Origin of the sequence: Peribacillus asahii (assembly GCF_004006295.1) — a bacterium.
In the GTDB taxonomy this organism is placed as follows: domain Bacteria; phylum Bacillota; class Bacilli; order Bacillales; family DSM-1321; genus Peribacillus; species Peribacillus asahii_A.
Genome location: NZ_CP026095.1, coordinates 2,884,086 through 2,901,033 on the forward strand (window position 1 = coordinate 2,884,086; position 16,948 = coordinate 2,901,033).

Below are 16,948 nucleotides of genomic sequence, written 5' to 3' on the forward strand. Positions count from 1 at the left end.
TTAGAACGCCTAACACATCTATCCACACACCATACCTATTTTTCCAATCTCGATACTAAGAATTAAACCTACATTTTCCCCTTATCATCTATCGAAATGTCTGTCGAAACTCACGATAGAAACCCTTATATTACCTACACTTCCCACTCCTCACTCTACCCTCATTTTCACCTAAATCACCCATATCACACCCTCAAATCATCCACAAACCTATATACACCAACGCTTCATCCGACTCCTATAGTCAACTAATCTCCACATATCACAAAAACCCTGATAAATACTACATTTTCACACTATAATCATGCTTATACGATAACCAACTTATCGAACCCTTATATCTCATATATCCCTATTTTAAGAATACGACACTCACATTTGACCATAGAGGGGGCTATATTTTCATCCAAAATAAAAAGGCAGCTATATAAGCCACCTTAGTTAATAATATGTATTTATGTAATTTTACTTAATATCACCAAAATACTCTAAGATAAATTGATTACCTCTACCACTTTCCCCTAATCCAATCTGTGAAATATAAAGGTTTTCTTTGCTGCGAGTTATTCCAACATATAGCAACCTAGCCTCCTCATCTAATCCTGACTTTTCATGAGGAAATTTACCATCCTCAATTCCAATTAGGAAACAATTATTCCACTCAAGCCCTTTGGATGAATGAATGGACATTAACTTAACACTATTCTTCTTAGATTTCTTTTTCGTATTGTTACTATATACGTATGTAATAAACTGCTCTAAATTGTTCCCTTTAACAAAACTTTTCAATACGTCAATACTATTCAATCGATCATTAATTTCATCGTTGTTGCTATAATTCTCTCTAATCCCACTATCAATATTGAAACTTTTCACAATATTACTAATCAATGTAATTACACTCGCTTCTCTATCTACCTGAAGTCTTAGTTTGTTTATTGAATTCTCAAATTCTCTGATGCTTCTTTTATGCTTTGCTTCAGACACTTCCATAGTTACAAAAGCTTCATATGTAGATATATCATGTAAACCTGAATAATGTTTAGCTTTATCTAACATGTCATTCTTTAAATACTTCAACGGATAATTTCTTGATCTAAACACTGTTTCAAATGCTTGATCATCGTGTGGATTATGTAATAATCTCAAATAAGAAAGAATGGCTTCCACTTCTTTTAACTTAAAGAAACCTGAATCATTCGTAATTTCATAGTCAATTCCACGTCTTTTTAACTCATTTTCAACAAAGCTGCTATGTAAGTTCATTCTATATAATACAGCAATCTCGCTTAACTTTTCACCTTGTTCAATTAATTCCTCGATCTTATCTACAACTTCCACTCCTTCAATTTCTCTGGTTCCATATGTACGGATAGTAATCTCACCATCAGATTGATTATGTGCTTCTGAATCCACATAGTGCTCATAATTCTTAAAGTAAGGCTTAATGAATTTGTTTGCATTATTCACAATATTCTTAGCGGAACGATAATTCTTATATAAGTTAATGATAGTTGGATTTTCCCAATACTTATCGAAATTTATACAGTATTCAATATTACCTGCTCTCCATGAGTAGATTGCCTGTCTTGGGTCATATAAACAGAACATGTTACCTGACTGACAGAGTTCTTGTAAGATCATGTTCTGCACGAGGCAACTATCCTGATGCTCGTCAACCAATATGAATTCATATGTATACTTTCCTTTATTTTTCTGAAGGATATCCAAACACATTGTTAAGTAGTCATCGAAGTCGCATAATCCTGCTTTACTTTTCATAGTTTCATATTTCTTGAAAAATACTCTAAGTTCATTTTCATTGTATAGGCTATCTTTAGGTATAAATTTATCAGTGAATGTTTTATTATGATTCTTTTGATAACTGATGAAACTTTTCACATCATCTATATCAACGTTTTTATCAACTGATTTGAGATAATTAGCAACCTGCCAATCTTGAATTAGTTTTAATGTGATACCTTCTTGAACAAGAATTCTTCCGCATATAGAATGAAATGTCCCTACATTGACATCACCAAGTCCCATTTTAGATAATTTCTTCTCTAGCTCATCTGCTGTTTTTCGTGTAAAGCTAATAGCCAAGATGGAATTCTGCGGTTCATTATGTACCTCCACTAAGTTTTTGATTCGGTTAAGTAGCACTGTTGACTTACCTGAACCAGCTCCAGCTACGATACCTGCTGCTCCAGTATGAAATTCGATTGCAAGTTTTTGTTCATCGTTAAATTTAGTCATCTTATTAACTCCTTTTTGATATGTAATTTTATTTTTAACTATGTAGAAATTGCTCTTGTTGATTTCGTAAGTTGATTATAACTCGATTATCATATTTATTCAATACATAATTTTATTTATTAAACTTTAATTTATGTACAAGAGTGTTAGAGACACTTTAAGTTGTACGAATGTAATTGGTCATGGATTATTTTAACGTTTGTGTAACATTCTCAGAAACTCTTAAAACAGTAAACAGGAGGCTAACGAACACCTCCTATGACTCTCTCCATTTGTTTAGTTCTTCTTCTGTGGCTATGATATTATAACTTCTCCCCTGTTTTTCTAACCATCCTTCTTCTGTTAATTGTTGCATTAGTTCAGATACATCATTAATCCTTATTCCCATTTCCTTGCGTAATGCAGCCACTCTTTTTTCTCCTGTTGTAGCGATGAGTCTTTTTAATTTATCTAGATTGCTTTCTGGATCAATGATTTCTAATTCTTTTGTATCGCATTCTCCTATTTGATTTGATAATTCATCTAAAATATCAACAACCTCGTCATCATCTAGTGAAACAACTGGAGATTGGAAACGTTCGAACTCTTTTTGATTTCCTTCTATAGAAGCAACTGCATCGCCATTTCCAAGCAGGTTGAATGGAATTCCTTTTCCGAATACTGTTTTATAATCATGCTGAGACTTTAATCTCAAACAAAATGATGAAGGTAGATTAGCTTTAATATCCCCTGTGATAACTTTTACACTTGGTCTTTGAGTAGCTACAATTAAATGGATTCCTGCTGCTCTAGCTTTTTGACCTAACCTTTTAATTAGCTCCTCTGTTTTCTTGTGCGTATCCATTAAGTCAGCTAATTCGTCAATGATAGTTATGATGTATGGGAGGGGGTGATTTGATTTTTGATTATATGATTCAATATTACGTACACCTGCATTTGAGAAAGTGTTGTATCTGTTTTCCATTTCCACTATCAATGAATTTAGAATTTGATAAGCCTTATCCATGTCAGTAATGACCTTTTTGACATGAGGAACATCCTTATATATCCCTAATTCAACTTGCTTAGGATCAATTAAATACAATTGCAATTCATCAGGTGTCTTACTTAACAATAAAGAGAATATTATACTGTTTAGAAATACGGATTTCCCACTTCCTGTTGCTCCTGCTATTAAAATGTGAATGAGCTTTTGTAAGTCAGCGAATAATGGGTTTCCAATAGAATCCTCACCAACAACAAAAGGTAAAATAGCTTCCTTTGTAAATTCCTTCCACTGTTCAGTTTCCATTAAGGATCTCAAGTATACAACTTCTCTATTCTCACAAGGTAAATAAAAGTTAATTGTTTCTGGTTTATCGCCTATTTCCATACTTACAGCTTCGTTGCCAATGGTAGCTTGAATGTTTTTGAGATTCTTTTCAACATGTGAGTAGGTTGTATCTTTAGGAATAGTGACGGTTGCCTTTTGTAGGGTAGCCCCCTGTTCAATGCTCTGTATCTTTAATTTGCTTTTGGTAATATTTAATCGGCTAAAGGCTGATTCGAGTAATTTAGTAATGGATTTATCAATTACTTGGTTTCGCTCTTTCCCTCGTGGTAATAGTTCGATGAAATTTACACAAGAGGTATTGACTAATGATTTATCTGTCTTGTTTTCTATCAGAGCAATGGGTTGATTAGACGTTTCCGAGTCGCTTAGAATATTCATTACCTCACTTCTAGAGTAATAGATGTTTTTAGATGTTGAAGAAAAGTTTTTCTGACGAATATCTTCAATAAATTGGTCATTATTTTCTACAGTTTTTACAGTAATTTTGTTGAAAAAGTCTAATTTTTTGAGTAAATCATTAACATTTTGAACAATTTCTTCACTGTTTTTACTATTAATTAAAAATCTCATTTCCATCCTATAATTTGGTTCCAATATTTTTTCTTCTACATCAGTGCTGTACGAATGACTAATTTCAAAATTTCCTATCTTATTGAAAAGCTTAATTAAGCCAGTTTGAATATTTCTAATTACCGCTACAGAAGAAGGATAATCATTGCCTTTGAGGTAGTCGTCATACATATCAACTAAATTTTCTCTCCACCTCCCTTTATACTTTGATATTAAAATCTGATTAAACAACACTCCGTCTAAAACATCAACATTCATTATTTTATTTATCAAGTCAATTGGCTCATTATATAAAGGAAGAAATGTTGGATATTCCATAGTTAACTCATAACATTTGGATTGATTTTCGTAGTAAAGTATAGGAGTATCTAGTGATGAGATAGGTAAATCGATCCTTAAAAAGCTTGGTGAAAATGCGAGGATTTCTTTTTTAGAGGGAGTATTAGCTATTTCAAAACCAAATACCCCTTCTGAAGCATGATTAGAGTCAAGAAAGCTATCCATTACATCTTGTTGGAATTGATTCATTTTATATTTAATATACCTATAACTTCTTTTTTCTAGTTTCATATGAATTACCTCCCTATTTTAGTAAGTCGTCAACAAATCGCCTGTTGTGTTGCTTTCTCAGTTTAGTAATTTTCGCTAACTTTTCTTGTTGCTTATTCTTTATAAATTGAGTCGGTCTGAAATTCTTAAATGTAACTGTTTTGTAAATTCCTAGTGCAGTATTTTTATATGAATCATACATACTGAATATATCCCCATCACCTCTACTGTACGCTTTAACTATTTGTGGAGGGTTACTAAGTGAAGTTAGTGCTCCTATTGTCACCAACAGCTTAACGAAAAACATTTCTGGTGAAATGAATCTTGTTCCATATATGAATACTCCTAATAGGACTATGAATGTACCATAAACTAATTGAACCATTGATAATCTTTTTATATGATTCCACCACTGATGGAATAAATGAGAATGTCTGTCAAAAACCCAAGCTGACAATGCGAGAGGACTTATAGCTGATAAGCAAAATAATTCCCACCATCGTTTACCTTGTTGTAAAAATATAGGGATTAGTAAGGATAACAATGTTACATCGAATAGCAACAAGATCAATACATCTATTTCTCCAACAGTTACGAAATTTGCAAATGAGCTACCATTGAGTGTTATTCCTCCAACTTGAGTAATTCCTTTTGTAATTTTATTAATTAACTCAAATGATTTCTCGAACAAGAATGGTGCAAATCCTGTGGCTGCAACGGCTAATGGGAAACGTTTTATTATTGTTTTAAAATCCGTATGTCTCTTTTTTAGTAATTTCATAATCATTTCATAAATGGTAAATAGAATAACTATGCTTACAGATATCATTGAAAATGTAGTAGAAGTATTTTTTACAAATGAGTTATTGAATAAAAATAGAGGAGTTTGGAGGACGATGGTTGTTAGAGTTTCATAAGTAAAGGAAAGAAGGTCTAATGACCACTGATATATGTGTTGATTTATGTTTTTAAAATACTCAATTGTTTTATTCGCTTCCTCAAAGAATCTAGATATTTCGGACGTAAGTCCTCCCCTTTCAGCTATCGCTTTACCTGAAAAGTAACCATTACTTACATCTCCTCTTTCTAAGAATGATTTAGCCTGAGTGAATTTAGCGAATAGGAATGTTGTAGAAATAGCAGTGGTTGGAATCAATACTTTTTTAGATGTGTTTAGAATGGTTTTAAAAACATTGAAAATCCTCCTAACATCGAAGTTACTACGTAATATAGTAGAAAAATTAGAGGAGTGGCGATTAGAATTTGTATGAATCCTTTTATTATGTCGGTGCTCCATTCCATAGCTTCTTTTTTCTTTCTGAACTGCCTTAGTGTTCCTGCTGCTATTAGAAGTATTACGGATAGAAGAACTGAACCTCCCAGAGCCAGCCTGATTAATTCCATAATCGGTTCGATTAGATCTGTTGGAAGCCCTGTTTCCATTATCTGTTGAGGTTGTGTATTCTGTAATTGAGATGCCATTGATTTTGACGTTAATGTCAGAAAGCTTATTGTTGTTCCTATGAATGACTTGATGATTTTGTCGTACTTCTTTCTTTGTTTTTTGGAAAGATTCATCACCTCCTCTATCATTGAATTTGGAAAATTTATTTCTTTACCTACATCAAATGATGACCGTTGATAATTAATGTAATCTTGAGGCTCTTTCACGCAAAGATTCACTTTGATCGTTGTTTGCATTTTTATCACCTTTCTTTTTAAAGTTTAATTCGTACTCATGGAAAAACTTCAACATTCCAGAAACACCTACGCCAATTCCGCAAATACCTGCTAACTTGACAACTCCACCAACAATTAAGGTTGTTACCATTTCATTCACTCCTTTGTTATCTAATACATCATATGTTCATGATATTCGCCTAGTGAATTGTCCGATACAATTTAATAATTATTTTTATTTTTCTGCAATTTCCCTATAAAGACAACTAGATATTGGAGGGCATCCTAACGCTATCCAAATTCTTAGAAAATAATCCAAGGAAGGCTGATTCTTATTCCTGAATATCAGGCTTATATTACTTGGTTCAATATTAGTCATTTCAGACACCTTTTGTTGTGACAGGCTCTTTGAGTTTGCAATTTCCTTGAAATTATTTTTAAGTCTATACGGTTTGCCTAAGTCATCTAAACCAGCAGATAAATCTTGATTCTCTATCTGATCTAAATAATGATACAAAGTGCCAATGATAAAATCCTCAACAGTGTTAAACCTTTTTCCTTTATTAAATAAATCATTTTTTAAATTTCTGTGTTGAGTGAGTTTTTCAATTTTATCCATTGTTTCTTTTTTAATAAGTAAATTTATACTAGTGTATTCCACGTATAACTCAACTCCTTCTTGGACAGTATATGATTAAATACATCACCTTGGAGGAAATTATGACAACATTCAAACGAGATGATAAAGATATTGACCGACTAATAGATGAAATATTTGACAGTTCTGATAAAAATAGAGGTGAATCTAAATGAGAGGCTTTGGATGGGCTACTGATGACAGACTTGCTTGGCAAATCGAATTTGAAAAATTAACTAAAATTGACTTTGACAGATTAAATATTGAAAAAGATAAGCTGTATAACATTTTGGAAAAGCTTTATGAATGGCATGTAATCCGTTGAGAAAATGTTAATTAAATGCATTTTCATGTCAGTGTATAAGCTCATGTGCTGTTGGAAGAAACTTAAGAAGCTGAATTTCGTAGATGCTGATTGTACAAAATATCCTACATCGTTCATATGCTGAAGACTGTCTATATAGGGAGTTGGATCAATAAATTCGCTCCCTTCTTTTAATCCAAAATGTAAATGACTTCCTGTTGAATGACCAGTATTTCCTGCATACCCAATCAAGTCACCTGCTTCCACTTGTTGCCCATTTTTAACTGCGAATTCTGATAAGTGTCCATATATCGCAGTCTTTCCATCTTCCCATTCCACAAATACCGTTTTTCCAGCATTAGTGCTGCCGTAATCGGCTGTACGAACAACTCCCTCTTTTATTGAGCGTAAAGGTTCGCCAACCTCCATTTTTAAATCGATGCCATTATGAGGTTTTAATCTGAAGGCTTCCTGCTGATGAAATTTCGAGGTGATTTTATACATTTTGAAACATCCTTTCTTAGATGTAAATCTAAGTTGTTATTTTTATAGAAAAGTAAAAATTAAGTTTCATTACCGAAAATTCATATTATCAAAATCTGCTTATTTGCCTCTTGGGTAATTACCCACTATGGGTAACATGGTTCGGTAACGAGATATACAAGCAATCGGTAATGAAGTGGGTAACGAACATTTAGTATATTGATATATTTACTTTTTGTATTTATTTAGAATGTCAGATAAGCTTTTCTTCTTTTGAGTTTTAGATTTAGTTTGAAAACTAATCGTTGAGACCGGAATACTTACGTCAGCAGATAGTACATTTTGAATAGATTGAGATTGACTTTCTACGATGTCTTTTATTTGTTGTAGTCTAGTTGGATTAAACTTCATTCCCGTTAAAATTGTGAACACTTTCCCCTTCTCTCCTGTATACCACCCTTCAAATACATCAAGTGGTTGAGTAGTGAATGATGAGAATATTTCTTTAGGTTGAATGAGACTCATTAAAGACTCTTGACCATCAAATATTAAGCCTGTTCGTATAACTTGATCAAAACATGGTGAAGTGAAAATGTTATTACTCCATGATTCTTGAATTGCCTTATTTATATAGGAAGGTTCTAATGAAACTCCATTTGATAAATTTGAAATATCGATGTGGGATATATTAAGGAATCCTTTGGTTTCAAATAAACGGAGGATATCGTTTCTGTCAATGTTACCAAATGCAGTGTTACGTTCTGTGTATTCAATTAGAGATATGATAGAGTGTACAAATTTGGAGTTTACAGCGTTGTACAGTTGATTCTTACCTATACCTAGAGTAAATACATTCTGATTGTCTATTGGAGCTATAGCACACTCTAAATTAGAAATTTCAGCAAGTGTATTTAATGAGTTTAGTTGTGAGTTGATGGATTCTGTTGTATCAGGGATGATTGGGCAAAGAACGAGTGTTTTATCCATTTCGTTCATTAGTAATTCGCTAATTATTGGTGTGATTCCTGATCCTGTTCCCCCTCCTGTTGAAAATATGATGAATATTAATTCTGTGGAAGGTTGTGAGAAGTGTTCTTTAATGAAGGAAATAGCAGTTTCATAATTATTAGACATTTGCTCTGCTGCTAAACTTCTATCTCTGCCTACTCCTTCGCTTCCTTGTAATAATAATTTATTTTCTACGTGTACACATGCTGATAAATCGGATTGAGAGTAGTTGATGATAGCTGTAGGTATTCCATATTCAGCAAACTTATCACAAATCATACTTCCACCCTGACCAATTCCAATACAAGCAAACATTATACACTCACCTCTTCTGTAATTTTCTCGATGGCTAATTTGCCAAAATGAGTAATGAAGTATTGATGATGTTTTTTACCATTGGCAATTTCAATCATTCCCATTGCTTCAAGTCTTAATAGTGAGCGTTTAAAAGTGAAGTCACTGATTTGTGTCTGTTCGAGTAATTGCTTCTTATTTAATGCTTTTAATACATTTGTTGAATCCTCTGAATAAAGTACATTTAACATAGACAAGTCCTCATGAGTTAAACGGTTGGTTATAAACGTGAAGTAATCCATTTGTAAGTAGCCTCCTAGATGTTTGTAAGTGACTTACAAGATACTTATAAGTGAGTTGTGAGGTTTTTGTTTGTTGTTTGTAAGTGATTTGTAAGTCTTGATAAATATTATGCAGGTATAACTTGTCTTGATTCCATTATTATAATAAAAATTATTATTTTTTAATTTGAAATATTTCTCAATCATCTATTTACATAATTTTATTTATATACTATAATGAATGTAACAAGAGGAGCACCCCTTCTCTTCAATGAGCAATTTAATAAAATTACATATTAAGAGTTTAATAACAACTTAGAATGGAGGTGAGAAAGATGGAGCGTAATAAATTTATTCCGAGCGAGGTGATCGCTTATTTAGAGTGGAAAATCGGTAACAACCTTGAAACCGATGAAGAAATGAGAGTATATGAAGATTATAAATGGAATGGGAAATTCAGTAGAAATACATATAAGCAACTATTGAAAGAAATGTACAAAGAATATCGTGGCGAGTAATACATATAATGAGCCTATTGGTGTAAAGTGCCGATAGGCTTAGTAAGTAAAATTACACATATAGGTGGTGTTTTGTTATTGGCTAAAGGATTAGATAAACAAGTGTACATATTTAGTATCGGCACAGAGAGCTTCTACACCGATGAAGAAATGATTCTACATAATAAGATTTCAAAGTTACATATACTTAAAAAATCAATTAAAGAAAAATTACGTAAAATTGATACATCGATGACTGATAATCAAACAAGTGAATCCGAAAAAGACATCTTAATTGAAAAGAAGAAGAAATTAAACAAAGGAAATCGAAAATTAAATGAGTTTCTAAATAGATATAAAACAGAATTAAAACATCTTCTTTTTAATCACAAAGGCATACGAACTCTAAGACAGGACACCTTAAAGGATAATAAAAAGATTGGAATGTTTGATTCTGCATTAACAAGAACCATAGGAATGAAAACAGATCAAGTTTCAACGAGTCTCTTTGTTGTCAGAGCTTATTATTACCAAGTGTTAAAAGAGATTATAGAAGATGGATTCATATATGAAGGTGAAAAATACATCTACTTCTCTTCTAGTGCAGGACAAATTCGTACTAAAAAAGCAGTATTCATCAAAGAAGCATTATGGAATAAACATGAAGGTGCTTTAACTTGTGGCTTAAGTATTGATGAAATCAACGAAAAAGGTGGATGTAATGTCAACAAGCTATTGGCTTATAAAGCATTGACAGCTTCAGCTTCAAAAAGATGGGATAACTTTGACATTGATAGAACAATCGTTGTTCCAGATTTAGAAACGAAAGTAACTTCAATGTTTGATTATATCAATCGTGATACATACGAGATTACTAGACAAGAAATGAGTGTCCCTATTGAACATACAGATGGTTGCGGAATTATATTGCCTAAAAAGTCGAAGAAATCGTTCATGGTTAGGTTGCCTTACGTAAAAGGATTGTTAGTTCCATTTGCTTTTGATGATTTTGCAAAGGAATACGGTAACACTAAAGTTACAGATATCTACGGCAAAGAATGGGATATTATTGAAGACAATATTCAAGTAATATTTACAGCTTCCCAATTCAAAATGAAGAAATATTATGAGGATTGGAACGATTATAAAACAAGATTCAAAGAAAATAAATGTCAAGCTGTAAAGTTAAATGAAGAGGATATCGGAGAAAATGCAACTCTGAACTACCAGATGATGCAAACTCTCACTGACATTTCCACAAAAGAATTGAAGGTTTTAGCTCAACCTACTGTGGACGATATTTTAAAAATAGGATCTGATAAAGAAACTATGTTAAGGATTCTAGGTGCTACAGAAACAAACAAAAGGAAAAATTATTATCAAGAAGCACTATATATCTATCCTGAACTACTGAATGATGAACACTCTAAGAAAATCATAAAAGACAAAAAGAAATCAATGGTTAACGATGCGAGAGCTGCTAAATTGAGAATTAACGGGAAGTATATTTATCTTATTCCAGACTTATATGCATTCTGTGAACGGCTATTTTTAGGTAAAGAAAGTCCAACAGGGTTACTCGGAAACGGTGAAGTTTATTGTGGTATATATAATGAAGGGAAATTAGATATTCTACGTAGTCCTCATTTATATAAGGAGCATTGTATTAGAGAAAATAAGTTTAATGAAGAAAGAAAAAAATGGTTTATTACAAAAGGTATCTATACGAGTATTTTTGATCCAATCTCTCGCATACTTCAATTTGACAACGATGGGGATAAAGCACTAGTCATACAAAGTGATTTGTTTACGGAAATCGCAGAAAGGAATATGGAAGGTATTGTTCCTCTGTACTATGAAATGGGTTCAGCAAAAGCAGAGACAATTACTAATACAAAGATATATGACAGTCTATTGTTAGCTTTTAAAGCGAATATCGGAGAAGTTAGTAATAACATAACAAAAGTCTTTAACAGTAATAATATTGATTTACGAGTTGTGAGATGGTTGACTGCTGAAAATAATTACATAATCGATTTTGCTAAAAGCTTATACATGCCTACAAGACCTGAATGGGTAGATAAACTTATTCGAGGGTACATAAAAAGTAAAGTCCCCTACTTCTTTATTGAAGCTAAAGATAAAGAAAAGAATAAGGTTGAACCAATTAATGACAGTACAGTGAATAGATTGAGAAAGATAATCCCTAATAAAAGGATTAATTTTGAAGAAATCGCTGGAAAGTTTGATTATAAGGTGATGCAAAGTGAAGAAGTTGAATATCTAAATGAAGAAATAATCAAGAGATATGTAGAGTTAGATAGAAGTAAAAAATGGATTGGTAAAAGCGTAGAAAAATTAAAATCAAATGATCGGATGTATATTTTCAAACTCATAAGAGAAGAAATGTCTAAAATACATAGCGATGAAAATAGAATAGTCAATGTTTTAGTTGAGTATCTATACAATAGAAAGAACAGTTGTTACAAAGATACTTTGTGGTGGACTTATGGTGACATCCTTCTTTTAAATGTAAAACAAAACTTAAAAGGAACAAAGCAATGTGAATGCTGTGGAACTAGGATTGAAATCGTAAATAGTCAATCTAAATATTGCGATGTTTGTTTTATTGAACGTAGAAAAGAATATAAAAAAGAAAAAGAAAAATTGTATAGGTTAAAGAAACGTGGACAATTGGATGCGGTTTGAACCCTTGATATGACAACATTTAAGTAAAATTTCAAAATTCAAAACCCTTTAAAACATTGATATATCAACGTTTGTGAGCATTTTTCCTTAATTGTCTATAAAGGAAGAAAAAACTAAAGTACAAGTAATAATGGCAAGTATCTTCCCTTTTTCATAAGTAAAATTAATAAAATAGCTGTTTTAACCAACGGCTAAAAATAAATTATAAAAGGATATCAAGGAGGAATTTAAATGGCATTAACTAAAAAACAACAATTCGCACAAAAGGTAGCAGAAAAAACACAACTGGATCGCAAAACAGCAGAAGTATTTGTATACGCAGTATTTGAAACAGTTCTTGAAGAAGTAATCGAAAACGGTTCTGGACAAATTGGAGATTTAGGTGAAATTGAAAAAGCATTTAAAAAAGCTCGTACTGCTCGAAATCCGCAAACAGGAGAGCCTGTTGAAGTAGCAGCTAAGTATGCTCCTAAATTTAAACCTTCTAAGAAACTAAAAGATACACTTAAAGCATTAGAAGTTTAATTTTTTATAAATAAAATTAAGTAATTTACACATATAAGATAAAATTCAAATATCACAGAGAAGGTTATCAATGCCCCTCGTTACCTCCCTTCTCTGTTGATAAATCTTAAAATTAAGGGAGCATTATATATGGCTGATAAAATCTATGTTCTAGATACCAACGTACTACTTGCAGACCCAAATGCAATTTATTCTTTTGGTGATAACGACATTCTAATCCCTACTGTAGTCCTTCAGGAACTAGACTCTAAGAAAAGTTTAATGGATGAAGTAGGACGAAATGCTAGATACATAAGTAAGCAAATTGATAAGTTGCGTGAAAAAGGCAAATTGCATGAAGGTATCGAGTTAATCACTGGAGGAATAATTTCTACTCAACTTCATCCTCAAGATTCTATCGTGTATAAAGCGTTTAATGATGATTCAAACGATTCAAAGATTATCGCAACAACTTTATGTGTTCAAGAACAAAATGTAGATAAAGAAGTAATTTTGGTGTCTAAGGATGTATTAGTTCGTGTTAAATCAGATATGTTCGTTATTGCTGAAGATTATCTTAATGATAAAGTTTTAAGTAAATCAGATGACCACTACACAGGTGTTACCTATCTAGAAGTGGATTCAGAGGATATTAATGTATTCTATAGCGAGAAAAAATTGATTTCTCCCGAAAAGTATCCACCTAATCATTTTGCAATTTTAAAATGTGGACAAATGAGTGCGTTGGCAACATATAAAGATGGATTTTTGATTCCACTATATAATTATAATGAAAAAGAATATGTTTATGGTATTTCCGCTAAAAACGTGGAACAAAGATTGGCGATTGAATTACTATTGAATAGAGATATTCCTTTAGTGACGATTTCGGCAAAAGCAGGAACAGGTAAAACATTATTAGCTTTAGCTTCTTCGTTACAACAAACACATGAACATAAGTTCTATAGTAAGATTACAGTATCTAGACCAGTTGTTCCAATGGGGAAAGATATCGGATACCTTCCGGGTGAAATGGAAGAAAAGCTAAGACCTTGGATGCAGCCAATTTACGATAACTTGGAATTCTTATTCAATTGTAAAGATGATGCAGAATTAAATAACATTCTTCAAGGTTACGAAGATATTATTCAGATAGCAGCTCTAACGTACATACGTGGTCGCAGTATTCCAAATCAATTCATTATTATTGATGAAGCTCAAAACTTAACGAAACATGAAGCTAAAACAATACTAACTCGTGTAGGAGAAGGAGCGAAAATTGTTTTAGTAGGAGATCCTGAACAGATTGACCACCCTTACTTGGATGCTTACTCAAATGGACTTACATATGTAATTGAAAAAATGAAAGACCAAAAGATTGCAGGTCATATTAGCTTAGTTAAAGGAGAGCGTTCTCCACTGGCACAGTTATGCGCGGATATTTTATAAGCTTGCATAAAGTATGGCAAACACTATACTTTCTGACGTTCTACTCTCACAATAAATAAACTATTCAAGCCACTCTTAGTGTTCTAGGAGTGGTTATTTTCATGAGGATTACAAGGAGGAATTACAAATGGCAAGTAAGAAAATTCAGTCGGTAAACTTAAAAGGTGAATTATCATTAGATGATATGACAGTGACAGAAGTTACCAAAGAAGGAGAATTCACTTACGATTTCCTATCTATTCTTCGTGGATTTGACGGTAAAACAATTTCTATTAACCTAAAAGAAGAGATTGAATTACCAGTGAAAGACGAATAGGAGGAGTTAAAATGAATCCTATTCTAACTAGACAAGATAATGAGTCATTCATTGACTATCATATACGCTTATTTGAGAATAAAAATGAGTACGGAATTGATAATTATGAAATAGCTTCCTTATTAAATGTTGAATACGGTAGTAATTACGATGAGTCCAAATGGCGGAAAGACTATTCGCAGTTTGTGAAATGGAAGGATTATCTGATTAAAAAGGATCTGGATTCTGAGAAACTTCAAAAATATGAAGAAATTAGAATTGAATCTGAAAAAGAGAAAATCCGAAATCAAGATCAGAAACGTGAGTATAAAAAGCTTATTCGTAATCAAGCTAGATTTGAACATCTTAAAGATGAAATTTTAGCAGCAGTGTTAAATCTTGAGAAAAAGAAACCTTTAGAGTTCAAGTCCCCTATTCTAGTTTCAGATACTCATAAAGAAGGATTAGCTTTATTTAGTGATTGGCATTTTGGGTTGCGTGTTGATAATACTTTCAATAAGTTTAACAAAGAAATATTTGATATACGTGTTGAACATTTGGTTAATAAGATTATTGAACATGGTAAAAAGAATAACATTTCTACTCTTCACGTTGCTAATTTAGGTGACATGATTACTGGTACTATTCATGTTGCATTACGTGCTGATTCACATGAGGATTCGATTGGTCAAATTAAATATGTGTCGGAAACTTTATCTGAAGTATTAGCTAAATTAGCAAACACCTTCCCTAATATCATTTATTACAATGTAATTGGCAATCACGGAAGAAACGGACACAAGAATGACGTTGGTATCAAAGAAAACTTTGAGTATTTAATCCCTTGGTTTATTGAAGCTCGATTAAAAGATTTCAATAATATCAAAATCATTACCGATAAAGATGGATACATTCCTGCTAAGATTATGAATGAAGAAGTTGTATTTGTTCATGGGAACTTTGATAAGATTGAACAGAGTGTTAAAAACTTACCTCAAGTATTAGGGTATGTTCCTACTCTGATTTTCGGAGGACATGTTCACCACCATTACGAAAAAGAACATGGTAGAACACTTGTTTCAGTCAATGGTTCATTGATTGGTGCTGACGATCACACTGTACAAGGTAGATACGGTGGAATCCCAAGTCAAAAATTCATGGTGCTAAATGAAGATGGGATTGAAAGTACATATCGATTCAAATTAAATAAAATTGTTTGATGGCTAAACTTTAAAGGAGATTACAAATGTCTGATTTATTAAAGTTTCAACGTGAAGAACATTGTGATTGTGAGTAAAACTTAAAAAATAAAATTATAAAATAGGTATCACAGTATGACTGTGCGCTATCTCTGAATTAAAACAAATAATAAAAAATTTGGAGGTTGTGAAATATGAAAACAATTGGATTCGAAAAGGAATATTTAGAATTAATTCAAGAAATGTCAACGAATTTGGATGACTATCAAGATTGGTTAAAATTAAAAGAACGTAAAATTGCATTTAACCAAGAAGTTGATTCTAGTATTATTGACCGAATTGTAAGTTGGATTGAACTATGGAATGCCCAAGATGATAAAGCAGGATTAGTTGGAGATGACCGTCCTCAGATTACAATTGAAATTACCTCTGGAGGCGGAGATGTGATTACAGGTTTTGCTGCCATTGATGCGATCCAGAAAAGCAAAACAAAAGTAGTTACTAAAGGTATTGGACTTTGTGCTTCTATGGGAGCATTATTGTTAATGTCTGGTCATCAGAGAATTGCATATCCTAATACTGTAATCCTGATTCATGATGGTTCTATGGCTGTTTCTTCTACAAGTAAGAAAGCTAAAAATACAATGAATTTTTATGATCGCTTAGATGAACGAATTAAAAACTTTATTCTAGCTAATACAAAGATTTCAGCAGAATTGTATGAAGAAAAAGAAGATGAAGAGTGGTACATGTTTGCCGATCAAGAAGGTATTGAGTTAGGAATTGTAAACGAGATTATTTAAGTAAAATTACATAATTAATAATTAAAAGAACTCTTTTATCCAGTATTTGATACTTGATTATTCTTGTATCGAATACTGTCATGAGTGTTCTTTT

General features: G+C 32.2%; 15 protein-coding genes. 7 read left to right on the forward strand and 8 right to left on the reverse strand.

Features of this window, described 5'->3' with window-relative positions:
* Positions 1–465: 465 nt before the first annotated feature.
* The 8 genes from BAOM_RS14160 to BAOM_RS14200 all read right to left on the reverse strand — a co-directional run bounded on the left by BAOM_RS14160 (position 466) and on the right by BAOM_RS14200 (position 9,419).
* Complete coding sequence (locus tag BAOM_RS14160) at positions 466–2,259, reverse strand: ATP-dependent helicase (RefSeq protein WP_127760818.1); 1,794 nt, start codon at positions 2,257–2,259, stop codon at positions 466–468.
* A 256-nt stretch (positions 2,260–2,515) separates the two neighbouring features.
* Entirely contained in the window at positions 2,516–4,732 is a 2,217-nt protein-coding gene (locus BAOM_RS14165) for an FtsK/SpoIIIE domain-containing protein (RefSeq protein ID WP_127760819.1), read from the reverse strand.
* A gap of 13 nt (positions 4,733–4,745) precedes the next feature.
* Complete coding sequence (locus BAOM_RS14170) at positions 4,746–6,008, reverse strand: hypothetical protein (protein WP_164853245.1); 1,263 nt, start codon at positions 6,006–6,008, stop codon at positions 4,746–4,748.
* A gap of 348 nt (positions 6,009–6,356) precedes the next feature.
* Positions 6,357–6,542 carry a DUF7394 family protein gene (locus BAOM_RS14180; protein WP_127760822.1) on the reverse strand — a complete coding sequence of 62 codons (186 nt, stop codon included), beginning with the start codon at positions 6,540–6,542 and terminating at the stop codon, positions 6,357–6,359.
* An 84-nt stretch (positions 6,543–6,626) separates the two neighbouring features.
* A complete protein-coding gene (locus BAOM_RS14185; RefSeq protein ID WP_127760823.1) occupies positions 6,627–7,052 on the reverse strand; it encodes a helix-turn-helix domain-containing protein in 426 nt (141 codons plus the stop codon).
* Positions 7,053–7,284: 232 nt separating this feature from the next.
* Positions 7,285–7,836: a M23 family metallopeptidase gene (locus BAOM_RS14190; RefSeq protein ID WP_127760824.1), complete on the reverse strand. Its 552-nt coding sequence runs from the start codon at positions 7,834–7,836 to the stop codon at positions 7,285–7,287.
* Positions 7,837–8,043: 207 nt separating this feature from the next.
* The gene (locus tag BAOM_RS14195; protein ID WP_127760825.1) at positions 8,044–9,138 is read right to left on the reverse strand and encodes an FtsZ/tubulin family protein; all 1,095 of its coding nucleotides are present in this window, start codon (positions 9,136–9,138) and stop codon (positions 8,044–8,046) included.
* Positions 9,138–9,419, reverse strand: a complete 282-nt coding sequence (locus BAOM_RS14200) for a hypothetical protein (RefSeq protein ID WP_127760826.1) — start codon at positions 9,417–9,419, stop codon at positions 9,138–9,140. The genes BAOM_RS14195 and BAOM_RS14200 overlap by 1 nt, the downstream gene beginning before the upstream one ends.
* Positions 9,420–9,733: 314 nt before the next feature.
* On the opposite strand from BAOM_RS14200, the gene BAOM_RS14205 reads away from it, so the two are divergent.
* The 7 genes from BAOM_RS14205 to BAOM_RS14235 all read left to right on the forward strand — a co-directional run bounded on the left by BAOM_RS14205 (position 9,734) and on the right by BAOM_RS14235 (position 16,854).
* Entirely contained in the window at positions 9,734–9,916 is a 183-nt protein-coding gene (locus tag BAOM_RS14205; protein ID WP_127760827.1) for a hypothetical protein, read from the forward strand.
* Between the two features lie 78 nt (positions 9,917–9,994).
* A complete protein-coding gene (locus tag BAOM_RS14210) occupies positions 9,995–12,604 on the forward strand; it encodes a hypothetical protein (RefSeq protein WP_257467350.1) in 2,610 nt (869 codons plus the stop codon).
* Positions 12,605–12,835: 231 nt separating this feature from the next.
* Positions 12,836–13,129 carry an HU family DNA-binding protein gene (locus BAOM_RS14215; protein ID WP_127760829.1) on the forward strand — a complete coding sequence of 98 codons (294 nt, stop codon included), beginning with the start codon at positions 12,836–12,838 and terminating at the stop codon, positions 13,127–13,129.
* A gap of 129 nt (positions 13,130–13,258) precedes the next feature.
* Entirely contained in the window at positions 13,259–14,557 is a 1,299-nt protein-coding gene (locus tag BAOM_RS14220; RefSeq protein ID WP_127760830.1) for a PhoH family protein, read from the forward strand.
* A gap of 127 nt (positions 14,558–14,684) precedes the next feature.
* Positions 14,685–14,873, forward strand: coding sequence for a YonK family protein (locus BAOM_RS14225; protein ID WP_127760831.1), 189 nt, complete (start codon positions 14,685–14,687; stop codon positions 14,871–14,873).
* An 11-nt stretch (positions 14,874–14,884) separates the two neighbouring features.
* Entirely contained in the window at positions 14,885–16,072 is a 1,188-nt protein-coding gene (locus BAOM_RS14230; RefSeq protein WP_127760832.1) for a hypothetical protein, read from the forward strand.
* A 173-nt stretch (positions 16,073–16,245) separates the two neighbouring features.
* Entirely contained in the window at positions 16,246–16,854 is a 609-nt protein-coding gene (locus BAOM_RS14235; RefSeq protein WP_127760833.1) for an ATP-dependent Clp protease proteolytic subunit, read from the forward strand.
* Positions 16,855–16,948: the final 94 nt, after the last annotated feature.